The organism is Escherichia sp. WS1118 (genome assembly GCF_046487695.1).
Taxonomy (GTDB): domain Bacteria; phylum Pseudomonadota; class Gammaproteobacteria; order Enterobacterales; family Enterobacteriaceae; genus Escherichia; species Escherichia coli.
Genome location: NZ_JBJQIZ010000006.1, coordinates 77,296 through 97,613, shown reverse-complemented (window position 1 = coordinate 97,613; position 20,318 = coordinate 77,296). Strand labels below are relative to the sequence as shown.

20 protein-coding genes are annotated in these 20,318 nt (G+C 51.5%); 4 read left to right on the top strand and 16 right to left on the bottom strand.

Translation table 11 applies throughout. The features are described 5' to 3' along the window. Positions 1 to 2 precede the first annotated feature (2 nt). Positions 3 to 296, top strand: coding sequence for a protein YicS (yicS, locus tag ACJHYO_RS12435; RefSeq protein WP_001297978.1), 294 nt, complete (start codon positions 3 to 5; stop codon positions 294 to 296). A 40-nt stretch (positions 297 to 336) separates the two neighbouring features. Here the strand turns inward: yicS and nepI are convergent, their stop codons facing one another. The 3 genes from nepI to adeQ form a co-directional block, all read right to left on the bottom strand. Continuing rightward, the gene (gene nepI / locus ACJHYO_RS12430) at positions 337 to 1,527 is read right to left on the bottom strand and encodes a purine ribonucleoside efflux pump NepI (RefSeq protein WP_001288559.1); all 1,191 of its coding nucleotides are present in this window, start codon (positions 1,525 to 1,527) and stop codon (positions 337 to 339) included. Between the two features lie 210 nt (positions 1,528 to 1,737). Further along, positions 1,738 to 2,190: a DUF1198 domain-containing protein gene (locus ACJHYO_RS12425; protein ID WP_021513875.1), complete on the bottom strand. Its 453-nt coding sequence runs from the start codon at positions 2,188 to 2,190 to the stop codon at positions 1,738 to 1,740. Positions 2,191 to 2,242: 52 nt separating this feature from the next. After that, positions 2,243 to 3,577: an adenine permease AdeQ gene (gene adeQ, locus ACJHYO_RS12420; protein WP_001442062.1), complete on the bottom strand. Its 1,335-nt coding sequence runs from the start codon at positions 3,575 to 3,577 to the stop codon at positions 2,243 to 2,245. Between the two features lie 174 nt (positions 3,578 to 3,751). Between adeQ and adeD the strand changes: the two genes are divergently transcribed. Beyond that, positions 3,752 to 5,518, top strand: a complete 1,767-nt coding sequence (gene adeD / locus ACJHYO_RS12415; RefSeq protein WP_021513877.1) for an adenine deaminase — start codon at positions 3,752 to 3,754, stop codon at positions 5,516 to 5,518. 46 nt (positions 5,519 to 5,564) lie between these two features. Here adeD and uhpT read toward each other — a convergent pair whose 3' ends face one another. The 4 genes from uhpT to uhpA all read right to left on the bottom strand — a co-directional run bounded on the left by uhpT (position 5,565) and on the right by uhpA (position 10,515). Further along, on the bottom strand, positions 5,565 to 6,956 hold the full coding sequence (gene uhpT, locus ACJHYO_RS12410) for a hexose-6-phosphate:phosphate antiporter (RefSeq protein WP_000879194.1): 1,392 nt from the start codon (positions 6,954 to 6,956) through the stop codon (positions 5,565 to 5,567). A 137-nt stretch (positions 6,957 to 7,093) separates the two neighbouring features. Next, complete coding sequence (gene uhpC / locus ACJHYO_RS12405; RefSeq protein WP_001298006.1) at positions 7,094 to 8,413, bottom strand: MFS transporter family glucose-6-phosphate receptor UhpC; 1,320 nt, start codon at positions 8,411 to 8,413, stop codon at positions 7,094 to 7,096. A gap of 9 nt (positions 8,414 to 8,422) precedes the next feature. After that, a complete protein-coding gene (uhpB, locus tag ACJHYO_RS12400) occupies positions 8,423 to 9,925 on the bottom strand; it encodes a signal transduction histidine-protein kinase/phosphatase UhpB (protein ID WP_001332272.1) in 1,503 nt (500 codons plus the stop codon). Further along, positions 9,925 to 10,515: a transcriptional regulator UhpA gene (uhpA, locus tag ACJHYO_RS12395; protein ID WP_000633668.1), complete on the bottom strand. Its 591-nt coding sequence runs from the start codon at positions 10,513 to 10,515 to the stop codon at positions 9,925 to 9,927. Before uhpA ends, uhpB begins: the two co-directional genes overlap by 1 nt. A gap of 414 nt (positions 10,516 to 10,929) precedes the next feature. On the opposite strand from uhpA, the gene ACJHYO_RS12390 reads away from it, so the two are divergent. Then, a complete protein-coding gene (locus tag ACJHYO_RS12390) occupies positions 10,930 to 11,790 on the top strand; it encodes a DUF6708 domain-containing protein (protein ID WP_001259006.1) in 861 nt (286 codons plus the stop codon). Between the two features lie 190 nt (positions 11,791 to 11,980). On the opposite strand, the gene ilvN is transcribed toward ACJHYO_RS12390, so the two are convergent. The 4 genes from ilvN to ysdE form a co-directional block, all read right to left on the bottom strand. Beyond that, entirely contained in the window at positions 11,981 to 12,271 is a 291-nt protein-coding gene (gene ilvN, locus ACJHYO_RS12385; protein ID WP_001181706.1) for an acetolactate synthase small subunit, read from the bottom strand. Positions 12,272 to 12,274: 3 nt separating this feature from the next. Next, positions 12,275 to 13,963, bottom strand: a complete 1,689-nt coding sequence (gene ilvB / locus ACJHYO_RS12380) for an acetolactate synthase large subunit (RefSeq protein ID WP_085455603.1) — start codon at positions 13,961 to 13,963, stop codon at positions 12,275 to 12,277. A 105-nt stretch (positions 13,964 to 14,068) separates the two neighbouring features. Beyond that, positions 14,069 to 14,167, bottom strand: a complete 99-nt coding sequence (gene ivbL / locus ACJHYO_RS12375; RefSeq protein ID WP_085455604.1) for an ilvB operon leader peptide IvbL — start codon at positions 14,165 to 14,167, stop codon at positions 14,069 to 14,071. A gap of 244 nt (positions 14,168 to 14,411) precedes the next feature. Continuing rightward, positions 14,412 to 14,486, bottom strand: a complete 75-nt coding sequence (ysdE, locus tag ACJHYO_RS12370) for a protein YsdE (protein WP_211180519.1) — start codon at positions 14,484 to 14,486, stop codon at positions 14,412 to 14,414. Between the two features lie 81 nt (positions 14,487 to 14,567). On the opposite strand from ysdE, the gene emrD reads away from it, so the two are divergent. Then, positions 14,568 to 15,752, top strand: a complete 1,185-nt coding sequence (gene emrD / locus ACJHYO_RS12365) for a multidrug efflux MFS transporter EmrD (RefSeq protein WP_001553641.1) — start codon at positions 14,568 to 14,570, stop codon at positions 15,750 to 15,752. Positions 15,753 to 15,759: 7 nt separating this feature from the next. Here the strand turns inward: emrD and ACJHYO_RS12360 are convergent, their stop codons facing one another. From ACJHYO_RS12360 to ACJHYO_RS12340, 5 genes are read right to left on the bottom strand one after another with little or no spacing between them, the layout of a single operon-like run. Beyond that, positions 15,760 to 16,257 (bottom strand): radical SAM protein, encoded by a 498-nt coding sequence (locus ACJHYO_RS12360; RefSeq protein WP_000148045.1) that lies wholly within the window; start codon positions 16,255 to 16,257, stop codon positions 15,760 to 15,762. Further along, a complete protein-coding gene (locus tag ACJHYO_RS12355; protein WP_001113432.1) occupies positions 16,254 to 16,616 on the bottom strand; it encodes a DUF202 domain-containing protein in 363 nt (120 codons plus the stop codon). The genes ACJHYO_RS12360 and ACJHYO_RS12355 overlap by 4 nt, the downstream gene beginning before the upstream one ends. Continuing rightward, positions 16,606 to 16,953 (bottom strand): YidH family protein, encoded by a 348-nt coding sequence (locus tag ACJHYO_RS12350; protein ID WP_000703959.1) that lies wholly within the window; start codon positions 16,951 to 16,953, stop codon positions 16,606 to 16,608. Before ACJHYO_RS12350 ends, ACJHYO_RS12355 begins: the two co-directional genes overlap by 11 nt. A gap of 59 nt (positions 16,954 to 17,012) precedes the next feature. Then, the gene (locus ACJHYO_RS12345) at positions 17,013 to 18,506 is read right to left on the bottom strand and encodes a sulfatase-like hydrolase/transferase (protein WP_000828477.1); all 1,494 of its coding nucleotides are present in this window, start codon (positions 18,504 to 18,506) and stop codon (positions 17,013 to 17,015) included. Beyond that, positions 18,503 to 20,218: a solute:sodium symporter family transporter gene (locus tag ACJHYO_RS12340; RefSeq protein ID WP_085455606.1), complete on the bottom strand. Its 1,716-nt coding sequence runs from the start codon at positions 20,216 to 20,218 to the stop codon at positions 18,503 to 18,505. The genes ACJHYO_RS12345 and ACJHYO_RS12340 overlap by 4 nt, the downstream gene beginning before the upstream one ends. Between the last annotated feature and the right edge of the window lie 100 nt (positions 20,219 to 20,318).

Genomic DNA, 20,318 nt, shown 5'->3' with positions numbered 1-20,318 from the left:
CTATGAAGCCAACGATGCTACTCATGATTACCGTATTCCTGATTTTTCCAGCCATTTCTCAGGCCGAGTCGCCATTCAGTTCTCTACAGTCGGCAAAAGAGAAAACCACGGTATTGCAAGATTTACGTAAAATTTGCACGCCACAGGCGTCATTATCAGATGAAGCGTGGGAAAAGTTAATGTTGTCAGATGAAAACAATAAACAACATATACGCGAGGCCATCGTGGCGATGGAACGTAATAATCAGAGCAATTATTGGGAAGCGTTGGGTAAGGTAGAATGCCCGGATATGTAAGAACGGCAACAACCACTGACCAACGCTTCTTTACCTGATATCAGGATTTCTTCATTTTCACCTTTGCAGTCACCAACAATGCAGTCAGCAACATCAATGTGCCGGACAACATCAGCGGCGAAGTCAGACCAATGTTATCCAACGCATAACCGCCGATTGCCGCACCGCAGGTATTGGCAAGCTGAATAACGGCCACCTGAATAGATCCAGCCTTTTCTGCCTGATCGGCCAATGAGCGAGTGATCCACGTTGACCAACCAACGGGAATTAAAGCAAAGGTCAGCCCCCAGATAATCGCCACACCAGTAGCAACAATTTTATCGCTTCCCCACAGCGTCAGTACCAGCGCGCTCAGGGCGAGCACAAACGGTGCGCCCGCTAAGGCCAGTTTCACCGAACGTTTGAGAATAAACGACGAAAGCGATGTCCCGACAAAGCTGGCGATACCAAAACTCAGCAGCACCAGGGTTAAGCCATCAACACCGAATCCCGCCAGATTCATATACACTGGGCGAATATAAGTGAAAAAAGCAAACTGTCCGGCAAAGGACATAAAGATGGCGATCATCCCGGCCATCACTCCCGGACGTTGTAATAAGCGGAAAGTATTTTGTTTCTGATGCGAAGGTTCACCTGGCAGCGAAGGCAGTGATTTGATAATCCAGAAAATACACAGCACACCCATCGCCGCCGCCGCATTAAAGACATTGCGCCAACCGATAAGCTCGCCTAAAAAACTGCCCAACGGCGCGGCAATCACCAGCGCAATAGAAACCGCGCCGAAGATCACCGACAGCGCCTTCGGCACCGTACGCGGCGGTACCAGACGCATGGTCAGCGACGCCGACATCGCCCAGAACCCGCCCAGCGCCAGCCCCAGACAGGCGCGACCGATTAACAACAGACTGAATGAGTTGGCAAAGGAAACCAGCAAACAGGAAAGCGTCAGCAAAACGGCGAACAGAATGACAACGTAGCGGCGGTCAGTGGCCTGAATGGTCTGGGTAATAAACAAACTGGCAAACATCGCCACAAAGGCGGTCACGGTCACCGATTGGCCGGCAACCCCTTCCGAAATGCCTAAATCCTGGGCCATTGGCGTCAACAAACTGACAGGCAAAAACTCAACGATAATCAGACAGGCGACGCAAAACGCCACTGAGAAAACGGCTGACCAGTTCGGTCGGGTGATGGCATTCGCGCCGCGGTTTTCAGCAATAAATTCACTCATGGTGTTACCCGTGGCATGTTTCAGAGGGAAAGCCGACCACTTTAACATTGAAATGTGTGACGTATTTAACGTTTTTGCAACTTTTACGGTGTTGCTTGAGCTGGAGTTAAGATCGAAACGGAACAGGGCAAAGATTACCGGATGCGGTGTGAACGTCTTATCCACCCACCAGGTCAGGCGCGGTCTGTAGGCTGATAAGACGAAGCGGTTTTAATGCAGCCAGTGAACGCCCTCGGCAGGCTGAAAGAACGCGTTATAGCGCATCTGAAAAGCATTGATATCCTGCATTTCAGGTTCGGTTTCGCGCAGAAAACCCAGCGCCAGCCTGACCTGAGCATCGGTAATCGGCGCGGCAAGGCGGGCTTTTTGTAAAAGCCGATGCCATTGCAGCAGGTTCTGTTCGCTACCATCGACAATGACAATTTGCCAGATGAGCAACACCTGCGCGGCGTTTTGCAGGTGCGACTCATCCGGGCGATGCAAATAACGTAAAAATTCGTCACCTGCTGACTTTCCCATTTGATCGACCATCGACTCCACGGGTACGACATCGATGTTCAGCCGATCGCTGAGACGGCGAATCGCTTTTCTGGCCCCGGATGTCAGCACCCGAAAACCAACCACAAACACTACCGCCAGCGTGGCGAGCATTATCCAGATCATGAGTTCTCCTGCGTAATCAGAACTCATGATATCTGGAAACCCTCGCCAGTTACTAATCCACCAGAATAATCTTCAGTGCAAACAGAGTTGCGACCACCACCACACACAGGTTCAGATCGCGCCAGCGCCCGGTGCACACTTTCATGATGCAGTACGACATAAAGCCTAGTGCAATCCCTTCGGTGATCGAGAACGTAAAGGGCATCATCACCGTGGTAATAAACGCAGGCACCGATTCGGTAAAATCATCCCAGTTAACGCGTGCCAGGCTCGATGTCATCAATACGCCAACAAAGATTAACGCTCCGGCGGTTGCGTAAGGAGGAACCATCGCCACTAGCGGTGAGAAGAACATAACCAGCAGGAACATAACGCCAACAACAACCGCAGTCAGCCCCGTGCGACCGCCGACAGCCACACCTGAAGTACTTTCAATATAGGCGGTAACAGACGAGGTACCGATAAACGCACCCGCCACCGAACTGACGCTATCAACATACAGCGCCTTATTCATATTGGGGAATTTACCGTTACTATCTATTAAGCCAGCTTTATCAGTCACACCAATTAATGTCCCTGATGAATCAAATAAGTTGATCAGCATAAAGGAGAAAATGATACCGGCGAGTTCAAGTGATAACGCACCGCTCAAATCCACTTCACCAATGACGCCGCTAATATCAGGCGGAATGGAATAGACGCCGCTAAAATGAACATCACCGAAAAATAATCCACAGCAAGACGTCACCACAATAGAAACAAGCACCGCGGCATGAAAATGACGTGATGACAACACAGTTATAATAAAAAACCCTAAAATACCTAACAACACGCCGTGAGAACTTAAATCACCAATCATCACCAGGGTGTCTTTATTGGCGACAATAACGCCAGTATTTTTTAATCCCATTAAGGCGATAAATAATCCGATTCCGCTGGTGATACCAATACGTAAACTTAATGGAATGTTGGAGATCATCCAGTACCGGATACGAAACAGCGTGAGCAAAAATAGCCCAACTGCGCCCCAGAATATCGCGCCCATCCCGGTCTGCCAGGAGATACCCATCGCCCCCACGACCACGAAGGCAAAGAAGGCGTTCAGGCCCATTGCCGGAGCCAGTGCCACGGGTAAGTTAGCAAATACCCCCATCGCAATACTGCCGATACCGGCAATCAAACAGGTGGTAACAAACACCACTTTCGGGTCCATTTGTGCCGCGCCGAGGATTTGCGGGTTCACAAAAACGATGTACACCATGGTTAAAAAAGTGGTCATCCCCGCAATCAATTCTGTGCGGACGGTGGTCCCATGCTGAGGTAGTTTAAATAATCGCGAAAGCGTCCCTGATTCATTACTCACGTAATCGGTATTGTCATTATTCATTTTTTTGTCCATTGGAGGAGATTTAATCCCTTGCTTTTGTAAAACAAATGACAACAACGGTTCAGTGATAATTATCACATTTCAATTGCACATTAATGGATATTCTTTAATAATCTCGCGACGTTTCTTTATGATAAATAATAATCAAATTGATAAAATCAAAATGAGAAAAATATGAATAATTCTATTAACCATAAATTTCATCACATTAGCCGGACTGAATACCAGGAATTGTTAGCCGTTTCCCGTGGAGACGCTGTTGCCGATTATATTATTGATAATGTCTCTATTCTCGACCTGATCAATGGCGGAGAAATTTCCGGCCCAATTGTGATTAAAGGACGTTACATTGCCGGTGTTGGCGCAGAATACGCTGATGCTCCGGCTTTGCAGCGGATTGATGCCCGCGGCGCAACGGCGGTGCCAGGGTTTATTGATGCTCACCTGCATATTGAATCCAGCATGATGACGCCGGTCACCTTTGAAACTGCTACCCTGCCGCGCGGCCTGACGACCGTTATTTGCGACCCTCATGAAATCGTCAACGTGATGGGAGAAGCCGGATTCGCCTGGTTTGCCCGCTGTGCCGAACAGGCAAGGCAAAACCAGTACTTACAGGTCAGCTCTTGTGTACCCGCCCTGGAAGGCTGCGATGTTAATGGTGCCAGTTTTACCCTTGAACAGATGCTCGCCTGGCGGGACCATCCGCAGGTTACCGGCCTTGCAGAAATGATGGACTACCCTGGCGTAATTAGCGGGCAGAATGCGCTGCTCGATAAACTGGACGCATTTCGCCACCTGACACTGGACGGTCACTGCCCGGGTTTGGGTGGTAAAGAACTTAACGCCTATATTGCTGCGGGTATTGAAAACTGCCACGAAAGTTATCAGTTGGAAGAAGGACGCCGGAAATTGCAACTCGGCATGTCATTGATGATCCGTGAAGGGTCCGCAGCCCGCAATCTCAACGCGCTGGCACCGTTGATCAACGAATTTAACAGCCCGCAATGCATGCTCTGTACCGATGACCGTAACCCGTGGGAGATCGCCCATGAAGGACACATCGATGCCTTAATTCGCCGCCTGATCGAACAACACAATGTACCGCTGCATGTGGCATATCGCGTAGCCAGCTGGTCGACGGCGCGCCATTTTGGTCTGAATCACCTCGGCTTACTGGCACCCGGCAAGCAGGCCGATATCGTCCTGTTGAGCGATGCGCGTAAGGTCACGGTGCAGCAGGTACTGGTGAAAGGCGAGCCGATCGATGCACAAACCTTACAGGCGGAAGAGTCGGCGAGACTGGCACAATCCGCCCCGCCATATGGCAATACCATTGATCGCCAGCCAGTTTCCGCCAGCGACTTTGCCCTGCAATTTACCCCCGGAAAACGCTATCGCGTTATTGAGGTAATCCATAACGAACTGATCACGCACTCCCGCTCCAGCGTCTACAGCGAAAACGGTTTTGATCGCGATGATGTGTGCTTTATTGCCGTTCTTGAGCGTTACGGACAACGACTGGCTCCGGCCTGTGGTTTGCTCGGCGGCTTTGGCCTGAATGAAGGTGCGCTGGCTGCGACGGTCAGCCATGACAGCCATAATATTGTAGTGATCGGTCGTAGCGCAGAAGAGATGGCGCTGGCGGTCAATCAGGTGATTCAGGATGGCGGCGGGCTGTGCGTGGTCCGTAACGACCAGGTACAAAGTCATCTACCGTTGCCCATTGCCGGGCTAATGAGCACCGACACGGCGCAGTCACTGGCGGAGCAAATTGACGCCCTGAAAGCCGCCGCCCGTGAATGCGGTCCGTTACCGGATGAGCCGTTTATTCAGATGGCGTTTCTTTCCCTGCCAGTGATCCCCGCGCTGAAACTAACCAGTCAGGGGCTGTTTGATGGTGAGAAGTTTGCCTTCACTACGCTGGAAGTCACGGAATAATAAAAAAAAGCCCGGCGTCATGCCGGGCAAAAGTCACCAGTTACGTTTATGCCACTGTCAACTGCTGAATTTTTTTCTCGCGGCGGATTTTGCGTTCTTCCATCACCGCCACTATCGCCATCAGGCAGATACAACCAATCGCGGCGATATCCAGCGCGGCGAAGGTGCCTGCCCAGCCGGTAAGGCCAAATACCGGCGTCCCATCGGCAATCATTCCCAGACCTAACTTGGCAAAGCTGTCACCAATCAGGTAAGCGAAGGTGCCTTTAATACCATCGGCAGCGCCAATCGCTTTTTTAGGTACAAAGCCAACAGCAGCCACACCAATCAACAATTGCGGGCCAAAGACCAGGAAACCCAACGCAAAGAGAGAAGCCAGGTAGATATATTCGTTGCTGGCGTGTTGATACACACCGAGCGTGGCGATAATCAGCGCCAGCGCGATACAGGCCACCAGGCCACGGCGACCGTTCGCCAGGTCAGAGAGCCAGCCCCACAGCAGCGTACCGACCAGCGCACCAGCTTCAAACAGCGTAAAGCCCTGAATCGCCACCGCTTTAGAGAGTTTCAGTTCCTGGAACGCATACACGGTTGACCACTGGTCGATACCAATACGCACCACATAGAGGAAAATGTTGGCAAAGCACAGCAGCCAGATCACTTTGTTTTTCAGCACATACTCAACAAAGATCTGCCACTTGGTCATATCGGTAGATTCTGTCTCTTTATCCTCTTCACTGATCTCCTCGCCAAACAGCTCTTCAGCTTTGCCGAGGCCATAAGATTCCGGGGAGTCGCTGCCGTAACGCAGACCGATAAAACCAACAATCAGCGCGATAATCGACGGGAAAATAAACATGCCGATGACATGACCATCGAACAGGTAATTTGCGCCGAACAGCGCCACACCTGCTGCGCCTGCACCACCAAGGTTGTGAGAAATGTTCCAGAAACCGAGGAATGTCCCGCGTTTACGACGCGGCGTCCATTTGGTGATGGTGGAGTAACTGCACGAACCGCCGGTACTCTGGAAAAAGCCGCTTAAGGCGTAGAAGGCAATCATCAGGAACAGGCTAACCGAGCCGCTGCCCATACTGGCACTGAAGCCCAGCATACAAATGGCAGACAGGATCAGCATGAACGGCAGGAATTGTTTGGTGTTTTTGCCGTCGGCGTAGTAAGAAACCAGCGTTTTACCCACGCCATAAGTGATGGAGAAGCCCAGGCCGATCATCCCCAGCTGCGTCATGCTCAACCCGTAGGTCGAGATCATGTCGTTCTGCGCGATGTTAAAGTTCTTGCGAATCAGGTACATCGTAAGGTAGCCGATAAAGACCACCAGGTAGGATTGCATGAACGGTTTGAACCACATTTTGCGCCGCACTTCGAGCGGAAGGTCCAGGGTCGGCTTGCGAACCTGGTTTAAGAAAGCCAGCATGGGTTACTCCTGAAATGAATACCTGCGTGAGGCATGCATTGTAAAAATCAGCAGCAAATCAGGCCTGAGATAGCGTCCAGGCAAAACCTGGAAAATTTCTTAGTTTTGCCGGATATGAAGTGAAAAGGTGAGATGCATCACGCTTCTCGCGGTGTCTGGGCGTTCAAAAAGGGCAGTAATAGCAGTGCGGAAATCCCGGCGGCGATGGCGATAACCACAAAAAATCCGCTCCAGTGCCAGGTATCGAGTACTTTCGCCAGCGGCCAACCAGCAAGCGACGCACCAAGATAAGCAAACAAGCCGACAAACCCCGTCGCCGCCCCTGCCGCCTCTTTGTGGGAACACTCTGCCGCCGCCATGCCGATTAACATCTGCGGGCCAAAGACAAAAAAACCAATGGTGAAGAAGCAGGTTGCCTGCATCACGTAGCTGGCAAATGGCATCAGCCACAGCGAGCCGACTGAAAGCAAAATTCCGGCGGCGAAAATCAAATTCATCGGCCCGCGGTTGCCGTTAAACAGTTTGTCCGAACCCCAACCCGCTACCAGCGCACCGATAAATCCGCCCAGTTCAAACATTGTCACTGCCGTATTCGCCGTGACCAGATCGACGCCCAGCGTCTCGGACATATACAAATTGCCCCAGTCGTTTATCGCCGCCCGGACCACATAGACCAGCACATAGCAAAACGAAAGCAGCCAGATATACGGATTCAGCAACACATATTTGGTGAGGATCTCTTTACGCGTCAGCCCTGCCCCTTCTTGTTGTTGAGCAATCTCCAGTGCGTCGTGCCGCCATTCACCAACCGCCGGTAAACCTAACGCCTGCGGGCGATCGCGCAGCCGCCAGCAGAGAAAAATCCCCACGACTATCGCCATACAACCCGCAATCATCATCCCGGCACGCCAGCCGTAATGCAGCGCGCTCGCTGCCATCACAATGGGAATGAGTGCGCCGCCGACGTTATGCGCCGTGTTCCATAATGCCCACCAACCGCCGCGCTCGGTACGAGAATACCAGGCGGTTAACAGACGCGCACACACCGGTGAACCCCAGCCCTGGAAAAAGGCGTTCAACACCCAAAGCACGGCAAACGCCCATAGCGACGTCGAGAAGCCAAACAGAATGTTGATAATGCCCGTGGCAATAAGCCCTATCCCCATAAAATAACGGGCATTTGAGCGATCGCTGACAATGCCGGAGACAAACTTCGACACACCGTAGGTAATGTAAAACAGGGTCGCTAACAGGCCAATATCGCTACGGCTGAGCACGCCGTTAGCAAGGATTTCTGGTACGGCGGCGTTAAAACTTTTACGCGTGAAGTAAAACAGCGCGTAACCCAGCCAGATGGTCAGCAGAATATGCCGACGCCAGTAGCGATAGCGGGCATCAATTTCATGTTTATCAGTCATTAATGGCGCATCGGCGGGCGCTTTCAGAAACGGCAACATCATCGAACCTTAGACATAACGTTGAGGTAGAGAAACGCTGACACGCGTGCCGTGCAGGCAGGAGATGGTCAATGTGCCACCCAGCGCCGTTACGCGCTCGCGCATTCCGGTAAGGCCAAAACCGTGTTGCCCGGAATCTGGCGGTAAACCGCTGCCATCGTCTTCAATCACCAGCATTAACCGCTCATCCTGCTGCCAACCTTGCAGCGTGACCGCGCTGGCATCGGCATGTTTCACAATGTTGTTCAACCCTTCCTGGCAGACGCGAAATAGCGTCACGCGCTGGTTTTCGCTTAACGCTGATTCATCGATTCGCCATTCGAGATGACTGACAATGCCGCGCCCTTCCAGCTCCATTTCCCGCATCAGTGAGCGGATGGCCTGCTCCAGGGTGAGATCATCCAGCTGGCGCGGACGTAACCGCCCTAACAAACGGCGCACCGCGTCGTAAACGCCCAGCGATAGTTGTTCGATGAGCTGCCCGCTCTGTTTCACGCTGGCGTTATCTGCCGCCAGCCGCTGAACAATGCCCGCTTGAGTTCGAATAGCAGTAATGGTCTGACCGATATCATCGTGCAGCTCACGTGCCACATCACGGCGCACGCTCTCTTCGGTTTCCAGCAACCGTTCAGCGAGATGCTGATTGCGCGCCAGTTCCTTTTGCAGCGACTGGTTAAGTTCACGCAACCGCTGGATGCCTGCGCCCAGTAACAACCCTGTCAGACTTTGCACCAACAGCGAGAGCAATAAATCCACCGGATGATCGCGCCAGGTTTGACTGGCGATCAGCGCGATGGCGTTCATCAATGTCGCAATCAGCGCTCCTTGCCAACCATAGTGCCAGGCCAGCGCGATAATCGGCAGCGCCAGACAGAATGGCGTAAAGCGCGACAGTTCGTCTGGCAATCCCAACTGGAGCCAGAGACTGATAACAAACAGCAGTAAGTACCAGACCAGATGTCGCCCGCGCCAGTTGATTGGCTGAGAAACCAGTGACGGGCCGAGCGGCAGCCAGGTGTTATTCGCCAGATAGTGCCAGAACACCAGACATATCGGGGCCAGCGTCAGGCCGCCAGTTAAAGTCAGCAGCAGCGCATTCCACGACTCTTTGCCGTGCCAAAGCCAGGGCAGCGACTGCAACAACGCCGCCGCAGTTAACGCCGCACCCTGTAACAGCAAGGTGCGCCAGTCACGTTGATGGCGATAGCGCGAGATCAGCGCCACGGGCAATAACGTCAGTAAACTACCGATCATCAATAAGGAGAAATGGGTTAAACCGACCGCCTGCATTAGCCAGTAAATCAGCAGCCACTCCGCACCCAGTAGCACCGGCCAGTATCCGCGCGGGCATTGCAGCATTAGCCCTAGCCGCAGGCCAAACGGAAATAACAGCACCGCCATATCAGGGCGCTCAACCAGGTGCAGGCTGATACTCCACAGGCAAAACCATGCGGCAGAGAAGATAAAAAAGCAGGCAATAACGGTAATTAAGCGGGAGAACAACGTCTTCATCACCAGCCATCAAACATGCGGCGCGCCAGTTCAACGTCGTTACTGACGCCCAGTTTTTCCATCAGGTTGGCGCGATGGACATGTACCGTTTTCGGTGACAAGCCCAGTTCGGCAGCAATCTCTTTCACCGCCATTCCTTGCGCCAGTTTTTCCGCCACCTGGCGTTCGCGTTTGGTTAGCGGGTCCTGGCGACCGGATGCCAGTTTAATGGCAATATCCGGCGTCAGATAACAGCCGCCCGTGGCAACCGTATGCACCGCAGCAATGAGTTCATCCGGGCTACAGCGTTTGGAGAGAAAGCCGCGCGCCCCCGCGTTAAGCGCCTGCTCAACCAGCGCCGGACTGTCATGAACGGAGAGCATAATTGTCGCCATGCCTTTCGGCAGCTGGCTTAGAAGCTCCAGACCGGAGATATCAGGCATGGAGATATCGCAAATACACACCTGCACACCGCGCCCCGGCAGCCCCGCCAGCGCCTCGCGCCCCGAACCAAACTCGGCAACTACCTGCAAATCAGGTTCCAGCCCCAGCAGCTGCGCAAAGCCGGAGCGGACGATAAGGTGATCGTCTATAAGGGCAACGGTGATCATGGTCTTGTCCTGGCGGGTAATAAAACGCGCTTACCTTAACGATAAGCGCGCCACTGTTCAAGCCTTGAGCGGTTACTGAAAAAAGCTGCGCTCCTGTTGCTTGTGAAAAGAAATGATGCCTTCAAGGTTTGGTATATCGACTAATCATTAAAAACGCTGGCAGCATTAATACCTTGTTAGTATCCATTTTGAATAAGAAAAATATATATTTTATATTTATAGTTTGATTGTTTGTATATTTATGAATTATTACTTCAGTATAAAAACCACTCTCTAAATAATTCGCAGACACAGCACATGCAACTTGAAGTATGACAAGCATGCCTGCTTCATTATTACACTTTAATAATAAAACCCACCGATTAATGTACAAAAAAATCCCTGCGTGATATTGTCTGTAAAAAAGGAGCAGATATGCGCACTCACCCTCACTTAATAAAACAAACTATTGATCCACGACTCATTAATGAAATAAACAAAAGAACACAAAGCAACAGTGAGAAGTTATCAAACAGTGATAAATTAACATATATTAATGACAACTACTGTGAGATAACGCGAAACTACACGTCATTTTATGGTATGAACATGCTGAGCATCGTTCTTTTCTTACCTATCGTTATTTTATGTTTTGCCTCTGTTTTATTCTTTATATATGACATAACATTTAACTTCGAACGATACTTAGATACGTGGAGATACAGAGCAGACTCTGAGTTAATGCTACATATTGCTTACTGCGCAATTTTTTTCATGTCTTTTGTTTTTGCTGCTATTCTAAATTATTTTATCTTTGCTCCGCGACATTACCCAATCCGTTTTAATAGAAAAACAGGAAAGGTCTATATTTGTGATTATATTCTTAATGATATGAGTCATAAATCAACCTATACTTTCTGGTGGCACTATCCATTCTATAAACATACCAAGCCTGAATATAAAGAGTACGACTGGGAACAAATTCAAGGTATAGCTTTTTTTGCACAAAATCGCCATTCCTCATACTCCACTATTCGCTGTATTGTTTATGAATCATTAGACAGTACAAATATTATTGACACCTTTAACCTGATAACGACAGAGAGTGCTATAGATGCATTGCATATGACAAATCACAAATTATGGTTATGGATTAATAGCTTTATGAATTTTGACGATGAGTTTTTAGAGAAATCTATCAATACTGCTCCAGGTATTTGGGGCCGTGAAGTGAATTGGCCTGAAGATATGAATAAGAAATCAATGTTGTCTTCAATGGACGAATATATACTCTGAATAATTCGAGTTACAGAATATACTCGTCATACTTCAAGTTGCATGTGCTGCGTCTGCGTTCGCTCCCCCCAGTCACTTACTTATGTAAGCTCCTGGGGATTCACTCGCTTGTCGCCTTCCTGCAACTCGAATTATTTAGAGTATATAAGCTCGCCCGGATGTAAATATCCCATCCAGGCGAGAAAATCACTTACTGAAAAAACACCGCAATCTTGTTAAACATCGTCGGATCGGACTGATTACGCTGCACTTTCACCACATCTTCCAGCTTGTCTATCTGGCTTATCATCTGCTCCAGACGCTGGTCGTCATTGACCAGTAGCCAGATGTGGCTTTTGTCGCTGTCCTGAATCGGCAGGCAGAGAATGCCTTCAACGTTAAAAGCGCGACGGGCAAAAAGGCCACAAACGTGGGTCATTACACCCGGATGGTTGCGAACGGTGAGTTCCAGAATCACGTTATCATGAGTTGTGTTTTGCATGGCTTATTCCCCCACCATTTCAGTATTCGCCGCACCTGGCGGCACCATCGGGTACACTTTTTCTTCGGCATCAATGCGCACATGGATCAGCGCCGGGCCAGGGCGATTGATGATTTCCTGCAATGCAGCCTGCGGATCGGCTTCGTTATTCAAATCACAGGTTTCGAGGCCGAATCCGGCGGCAATCTGCATAAAGTTGATTTTGCCCGGATAGGTAGCGGCAAAAACGCCCTGCTTGTAGAACAGACTCTGTTGCTGATGCACCAGCCCCAGCGCTTCGTTGTTCATCAAAATGATTTTAACATCCAGCTGATTTTCACTGGCGGTCGCCATCTCCTGAATATTCATCATCAGGCTGCCGTCGCCGGAGAAGCACAACACTTTGCGGTCCGGGTTCGCCAGCGCCGCGCCAATCGCCGCAGGCAGGCCAAAACCCATCGTGCCCAGCCCGCCGGAGGTCAGCCACTGGCGTGGGCGATTGAGCGGATAGGCTTGCGCGGTCCACATCTGATGCTGACCCACGTCGGTGGTGATAATCGCATTGTCATCGACACAGGCGGCAACGGCGTTGATCAGGCCGTAATGGCTTAATGGATCGCACGCTTTCGGGATTGGACACGGGAATTCACGCTGCAAATCCGCCACCAACTGGTGCCACTCTGCACGCGGTTGCGCTTCCACCAGCGGGATCAACTGCGCCAGCACGTCATCAACATCCGCCTGAATTGCCACATGCGGTTGCTTGATTTTGCCCAGCTCTGCGCGGTCGATATCGACATGAATAATTTTGGCATTCGGACAGAACTGCTCGGTTTTGCCAATCGCCCGGTCATCAAAACGCGCACCGAGAACAATCAACAAATCCGCCTCCTGCAAAATATAGTTGGTGCTGCGCACGCCGTGCATCCCCAGCATACCCAGCGACAGCGGATGCACTTTTGGCAACATACCCAGCGCCATTAAAGTCATGGTGGTAGGCAGTTGCGCTTTCTCCGCCAGTTCACGCACTCGCGCAGGCGCGTTGATCACACCACCACCCAGATAAAGCACCGGGCGTTTGGCGGCGTTAATCATCGCCGCCGCGTCACGAATACTTTCTTCGCTAAAGGCGGGTGCGGCGGCTTTTTCTGCCATAGCGGGCTGTGTTTCAATCTCAAAAACTGCCGTTTGCACATCCTTAGGAATGTCTATCCACACCGGGCCAGGGCGGCCTGATTGCGCAATACGGAAGGCATCGCTCATGACCTGCGGGAGTTCTTCGATATGTCTGACCAGATAGTTGTGTTTGGTGATGGGGATAGAGATGCCGTAGGTGTCGACTTCCTGGAAGGCGTCGGTGCCGATCATCGAGGCGGGAACCTGACCAGTGATGCAAATCAGCGGGATGGAGTCCAGCCTCGCATCGGCAATGGCGGTCACCAGGTTAGTCGCACCCGGTCCACTACAGGCCATACAGACCGCCGGTTTACCGTCGGTGCGCGCCATTCCCTGAGCGATAAACCCCGCGCCCTGTTCATGGCGAGCCAGAATATGGCGGATTTGCGTGCTTTGGCTTAAGGCATCGTAAACAGGCAGGATAGAACCGCCCGGAATACCCGTCACAATCTTAATGCCCTGCTGTTCCAGGAAATGAACGATAAATTCTGCGCCGGTAAAGCGCTTACGCGTCGATGTTGTGCCCGAACTTGCCATGCTCCAGTCCTTTTCTTCTGGGCCGACTTTCCGGGAGGAGCTTAAACGAAAAACCCCGCCCGGTTTGCGCCGGCGGGGTTTTGGAATCGTGTGTTGTTCCAGTCCCTACGGCGCATTGCCGACGACCACCACCACACGCACGACGACCACTGCGGCGGATGGCGCAATTGGTAGTAGTTTTGCGTTGAACATGGAAGTAGTCATTGGGGACCTTGTTGGTTTTGTGTTTAACAATATTTATACAAGCACAGCTTTACAGGGGAGACAATGGAAAATTTTTCTTCCGGATAAAAATACGTGGCAGATCACATTTTGAACTGAAACTCAGGCAATAAAGCATCATCACCTGAAAGACGGTCAGATTGTTGACAGAGTGCGCCTTATTCATGTCGAATACAGCGTAAACATCTTACCCTACCAACCGCACCATCACTGTTTCCGGCAACATTTATTGCCGCTTTTGTTTACATATTCTGCCGCTAAACAATTCCCCATTCCTGGCGTATATCTGGCTAACATTCATCAATGTGATAGATTCCTCTCCCGCATTTATGGGAATGCGTAGTGACTTATTCTAATTATTTTTATAAAAGCATCCGTGATAATGAAAAGGCATAGAAACGTCAATTTGTTATTGATGTTGGTATTACTCGTGGCCGTCGGTCAGATGGCGCAAACCATTTATATTCCAGCTATTGCCGATATGGCGCGCGATCTCAATGTCCGTGAAGGGGCGGTGCAGAGCGTAATGGGCGCTTATCTGCTGACTTACGGTGTCTCACAGCTGTTTTATGGCCCGATTTCCGACCGCGTGGGTCGCCGACCGGTGATCCTCGTCGGAATGTCCATTTTTATGCTGGCAACGCTGGTCGCGGTCACGACCTCCAGTTTGATGGTATTGATTGCCGCCAGCGCGATGCAGGGGATGGGCACCGGCGTTGGCGGCGTAATGGCGCGTACTTTGCCGCGCGATTTATATGAACGGACACAGTTGCGCCACGCTAACAGCCTGTTAAACATGGGGATTCTTGTCAGTCCGCTGCTCGCACCGCTAATCGGCGGTCTGCTGGATACGATGTGGAACTGGCGCGCCTGTTATCTCTTTTTGTTGGTTCTTTGTGCCGGTGTGACCTTCAGTATGGCCCGCTGGATGCCGGAAACGCGTCCGGTCGACGCACCGCGCACGCGCCTGCTTACCAGTTATAAAACGCTTTTCGGTAACAGCGGTTTTAACTGTTATTTGCTGATGCTGATTGGCGGTCTGGCCGGGATTGCCGCCTTTGAAGCCTGCTCCGGCGTGCTGATGGGCGCGGTGTTAGGGCTGAGCAGTATGACGGTCAGTATTTTGTTTATTCTGCCGATTCCGGCGGCATTTTTTGGCGCATGGTTTGCCGGACGTCCTAATAAACGCTTCTCAACGTTGATGTGGCAGTCGGTTATCTGCTGCCTGCTGGCTGGCTTACTGATGTGGATCCCCGACTGGTTTGGCGTGATGAATGTCTGGACGCTGCTCGTTCCCGCCGCGCTGTTCTTTTTCGGTGCCGGGATGCTGTTTCCGCTGGCGACCAGCGGCGCGATGGAGCCGTTCCCTTTCCTGGCGGGCACCGCTGGCGCGCTGGTCGGCGGTCTACAAAACATTGGTTCCGGCGTGCTGGCGTCGCTCTCTGCGATGTTGCCGCAAACCGGTCAGGGCAGCCTGGGGTTGTTGATGACCTTAATGGGATTGTTGATCGTGCTGTGCTGGCTACCGCTGGCGACGCGGATGTCGCATCAGGGGCAGCCTGTTTAAGCTCACGTCACCGCAGCATCGTCATCAGCTCCATGGGAGAACGATGCTGCTTTATCAGATCACGCATCACCCGCATATGCGGCGCGGAGTAAGAATAAAACGCCTGATAGCCCGCACAAAGCACGTTGTCTGGCGTCTCCTCCCGAGCGTGCGGGCACAGGCGATGCCAGTCGCACGCCTGGCAGCCACGACGCGGTTGCGGGTTTTCGCTGCCACACCATTTTTGTAGGGTGGCGTCAAAAAGCTCAATCGAAATACGACTGATATCTGCCCGTACCCAACACTCGAACAGGGCAATTAAAAATTTCCCCCACAGCTCTGCTGTCACCGAAGCGGCCGTCAGATCGCCCCGGTCATCAAATTCAAGATGGGGAATAAGCTGTACGGAGCGGATACCCCGTTGTTTGAAATTGTGATAAAAATCGGCAGGTTGCAGAGCATCCTTGTACTCTACAACCAGTTTATGCCTGTCCTCTTCAGCATCAATGACCTGACTTCCTGTCATGCGACTCTCTCAATAAATACGATAAGTTGATGTATATGCGTTACAGCAAACAGTATTGCGAGAGATAACACCGCGAGGGAGATCAAAAATTTGTCACGGACTACGTGAAATTGGGAAAAATCGCTATTCGTGACATCCATTAAATTGCGATTACGGGTGTAGTGCCAGAGGATCAGCGCCACGATGGCGAGGATGCCAATCGAAATCCAGAATAACATGCCCGCCTGGTGCCAGTTGTGTTTGATAGCCAACGCCATCAACGCGCCGTAGCCCAGCATAGTACGAAACCACGCCAGTGATGTGCGTTCCGGCTGCAGCCCTGGGTCGGCAATGCGTCTGGCTTTGCGGCTATCCGGCATACAACACCAGTCCCATGACGATCACTGCCACGACCATCAATATTAAGCTGATGATTAATAAGCTGTTGGTATAGGGCAGGTCCTCTTTCAGGCGCATCGCTTTTTCATTGCGTAACCAGCGCAAGTAGCCATACATCGCTAACCCGCCGGAAAACAGACACAACAACAACGCCAGCAGTTCGCGGATGACGGGCGTGGCGAAATCTGGCGCAAGTTGATCAAGCCCAACCCCCGCCGCCAGAAATCCTAGTGCAGTACGGATCCACGCCAGAAAAGTACGCTCATTAGCCAGCGAGAAGCGGTAATCGGGCGCTTCTCCGAGGCGGGAAATTTTCATTGTTGCTCCTTGTAAACTGTTCCTCGCCGAAAAATTAGGCCAGGAACAGCAATAATGCATCAGAACTTCTGTTTTTTCTCTTCCACCTTCACCCCTTGTGTCGGTAAACCGGTGTCATAGTCGCGTACCACTGGAGAATAACCATCCTGTGGGCGTGGACGAAACGCCCCCATCCAGCGCGGTTGTGCATCTTTGCGCCACGGACGCAGGTTCCATTGATAACTGCGGAACGGATCGCGAATTTTGTCCATGTAATCCAATAAGGCGTCATGCATTTTGCTGCGAACGTCGGCAAAATGGATATCATCGATCAGGTTATGCATTTCATTTGGGTCATTACGGCGATCGTAAAGTTCATCACTGGTGAAGAGGTTGAGCACCAGTTTAAAGTCATCCGTTACCCAGCAACGCACCGGAATAAAACCGCCAAAGCTGTCATGCTCAATCTCGTAGCGATTAAATTCCACCAACACGCCACGTGGTTCTTTTACGGCAAGGATATTTTCCCCCGGCAGAATCTCTGGTTTTTCAATATCTGCCAGCGCCATCATTGTCGGCAGTAAGTCAATATGACTGACTGGCGTATCGACCTGTCGCCGCTCCCCTTGCGGCGAACGGATGATCAGCGGAATGCGGGTGATGTCGTCATACATCGCCGCTCCTTTACTGATCAGCTTATGTGCGCCCATCATTTCGCCGTGATCGGAGGTATAAATAACCCACGTATTTTCACGTTGCTCTGGCGTTAAGGCATTGATGACCCGTCCGATTTGGTCATCAACAAAGTCATTGCAGGCAAAATAGAGCGGATGGTGATAAAGCCCGTCATCACCGACTGGCGATGGCATCGCCTGCGCCCATAAGCGGTGATGTTCCGGTTTGTTCGCCAGGTCATCCTCTGCTTTCTCACCCAGTTCGTAGTAAAAATCAGTGTATTTCTCTAAATACTCCACCGGACAGGTGAACGGGTGATGCGGCTCATCATACGAAATCACCATCAGGAAAGGTTCGTCGGCGCGCGCGGGCTGTTGCAGAAAATCCACCGCCCGATTGCTGATGCGGTGCGCCCAGGTGAAGGTTTCGTCAATATGGTTCGCCTGTAAATCCTCAACGCTGTTTAGGCCATTGCGCCACAGGCTAATCTCTTTCTCCGTCAGTTCACTAAGATAGTTCGCGCCATCGAACCAGTAATCAGCGTCCCACTCCGGCGGACACTCGCCAGTGCCGAAATAGTCATGTCCATCGAGATGCCATTTGCCGATGTAGCAGGTGTGATAGCCCGCATCCTTAAAGTAGCGCCCCATGGTGGAAATGTTTTTGCCCGGCGCGACGTTGTTGGTCCACGGGCCGGACTGGTTAGCGTAGATACCGGTGAATAGTCCGGCGCGTGCAGGTGTACAAACCGGTGAACAGGTGTAGGCAGAATTAAAGCGAATACCTTCTGCCGCCAGACTATCAATATTTTGCGTATTCAGCGGCTTACCGCTATAGCAACCGACCATATTGGTGGCCTGGGTATCGGTCATGATGAACAGAAAATTGGGGCGTTTCATAGGCTATCCTTCGCATCGGGAGTAAAGGTGACGGCTGGGTCGTGACGATGCCGCCAGCTGTCAAAAATCAGGTAGACAATCACTACGGCGGCGATGAAATAACTGATCATCGCTAACCAGCGCGTACCGTAGCCACCGAATTCAGCCAGCCCGGCATAGACGCCAATCATCGCGAACAGGATACCAATTGACGCAATCTTGACGTTTTTCCACGGTTTCATGTCCACCGCAAACGCATCTTTGAAGGTGAACGGCGTGGCGCGCGGTTTGATAAAACCGATCACCAGCATCACGACCACGTTGATGCAGAACGTACAGGCCAGCACATAGAGGAAATGGAAGTCGAACTTCACCAGATAGTTGATGGTGATGTAGCTGATTATGCCAATCCCCATCGCCACTTTTGCCGCCAGCGCCGGAATGCGCGGGAAGAAAAAGCCCATAATGATGATGGTAACCAGCGGCACGTTGTAAATACCGTTGAGCTGTTTCATCCAGCTATACAGCCCCTGCGGCGCGTTGGCGATCCACGGCGCGACTATCACCGAAACGATGGCGATAAAGAAACCAAATTTGCGCCCGACGGTGACCAGCTGTTGCGGCTCGGCATTCTGGTTAATGATGCGCCGGTAAATACCCATACTGAATAACGTACTGGCGCTATTCAGAAAGCCGTTGAAGGTACTGATCACCGCACCAAATAACACCGCACCGAAGAAGCCCACCAGTGGCACCGGCAGAACGTTATTGACCAGCGTCGGGTAGGCCATGTCGGCTTTCGGTAAATCCTGATACAGATGAAACGCAATCAACCCTGGCAGCACCAGTACCAGCGGGTCGAGCATTTTCAGCACCGCCGTTAACAGCGCCCCCTTTTGCCCTTCCGCCAGGCTTTTTGACGCCAGCGTGCGTTGCACGATGCCCTGATTTGTACACCAGTAAAAGGTGTTCACCAGAATCAAACCGGTAAATGCCGCGCCAATCGGCAAGGGATCGGTCGGGCCGCCGACTGAGTTTAATTTCTCGGAGTGAACGGTGGTGAGTTGCTCAATGCCCTGCATAAAGCTGCCCTTGCCCATCGCGATCAGGCCAAATATCGGCACCATCAACCCGCCAATAACCAGCCCAATACCGTTAATGGAGTCCGCCACTGCCATTGCGCGCAGTCCGCCGATCACCGCATACAAAATTCCCGCCAGACCAAGCAAAATAACCAGTAACCAGATAGCCGCACCATCGGAAAGTTGTAGCGACTCACCCACATGAAACAGGCTGTTGAGCGCCAACGCGCCGGAATAGAGAACAATCGGCAGAAAGCAGACGCCGGTGGCAATGAGGAAGCAGAAGTCGATGATAATACGCGTCGTTTTATCATAACGTTCCTCCAGAAAATCGGGGATGGTGGCAATGCCGCGCTTCAGATAGCGCGGTAAAAAGATTAGCGCGAGGAAGATCAGCGTCACTGCAGAGGTGACTTCCCAGCCCATCACCGACATGCCGCTTTTGTAGGCCTGCCCGGAAAGGCCGACCAGTTGTTCCGTGGAAAGGTTGGTTAGCATTAACGAAGCGGCAATAACCGGCGCTTTTAGTGAACGTCCGGCAAGAAAATAGCCTTGTTGCGATCCAGTATCTGTTTTGCGGACTTTCCACCAGGTGATGACCGCCACCAGCAGCGTAAAACCGACAAAACTCAAGATTTGTAACGAATTCATCTCATAGCCCTTATTTATGTTTATGTCCCGGACGCATGAATATAGGGAGAGGTAAAATGTGTCGGGTCAGGCAGTCAGATTCTTAAAATACAAACGTCAT

Coding starts and splice junctions, on each gene's coding strand:
- yicS (WP_001297978.1), top strand. CDS start 3: ATGAAGCCAACGATGCTACTCATGATTACCGTATTCCTGATTTTTCCA.
- nepI (WP_001288559.1), bottom strand. CDS start 1,527: ATGAGTGAATTTATTGCTGAAAACCGCGGCGCGAATGCCATCACCCGA.
- ACJHYO_RS12425 (WP_021513875.1), bottom strand. CDS start 2,190: ATGATCTGGATAATGCTCGCCACGCTGGCGGTAGTGTTTGTGGTTGGT.
- adeQ (WP_001442062.1), bottom strand. CDS start 3,577: ATGAATAATGACAATACCGATTACGTGAGTAATGAATCAGGGACGCTT.
- adeD (WP_021513877.1), top strand. CDS start 3,752: ATGAATAATTCTATTAACCATAAATTTCATCACATTAGCCGGACTGAA.
- uhpT (WP_000879194.1), bottom strand. CDS start 6,956: ATGCTGGCTTTCTTAAACCAGGTTCGCAAGCCGACCCTGGACCTTCCG.
- uhpC (WP_001298006.1), bottom strand. CDS start 8,413: ATGTTGCCGTTTCTGAAAGCGCCCGCCGATGCGCCATTAATGACTGAT.
- uhpB (WP_001332272.1), bottom strand. CDS start 9,925: ATGAAGACGTTGTTCTCCCGCTTAATTACCGTTATTGCCTGCTTTTTT.
- uhpA (WP_000633668.1), bottom strand. CDS start 10,515: ATGATCACCGTTGCCCTTATAGACGATCACCTTATCGTCCGCTCCGGC.
- ACJHYO_RS12390 (WP_001259006.1), top strand. CDS start 10,930: ATGCGCACTCACCCTCACTTAATAAAACAAACTATTGATCCACGACTC.
- ilvN (WP_001181706.1), bottom strand. CDS start 12,271: ATGCAAAACACAACTCATGATAACGTGATTCTGGAACTCACCGTTCGC.
- ilvB (WP_085455603.1), bottom strand. CDS start 13,963: ATGGCAAGTTCGGGCACAACATCGACGCGTAAGCGCTTTACCGGCGCA.
- ivbL (WP_085455604.1), bottom strand. CDS start 14,167: ATGACTACTTCCATGTTCAACGCAAAACTACTACCAATTGCGCCATCC.
- emrD (WP_001553641.1), top strand. CDS start 14,568: ATGAAAAGGCATAGAAACGTCAATTTGTTATTGATGTTGGTATTACTC.
- ACJHYO_RS12360 (WP_000148045.1), bottom strand. CDS start 16,257: ATGACAGGAAGTCAGGTCATTGATGCTGAAGAGGACAGGCATAAACTG.
- ACJHYO_RS12355 (WP_001113432.1), bottom strand. CDS start 16,616: ATGCCGGATAGCCGCAAAGCCAGACGCATTGCCGACCCAGGGCTGCAG.
- ACJHYO_RS12350 (WP_000703959.1), bottom strand. CDS start 16,953: ATGAAAATTTCCCGCCTCGGAGAAGCGCCCGATTACCGCTTCTCGCTG.
- ACJHYO_RS12345 (WP_000828477.1), bottom strand. CDS start 18,506: ATGAAACGCCCCAATTTTCTGTTCATCATGACCGATACCCAGGCCACC.
- ACJHYO_RS12340 (WP_085455606.1), bottom strand. CDS start 20,218: ATGAATTCGTTACAAATCTTGAGTTTTGTCGGTTTTACGCTGCTGGTG.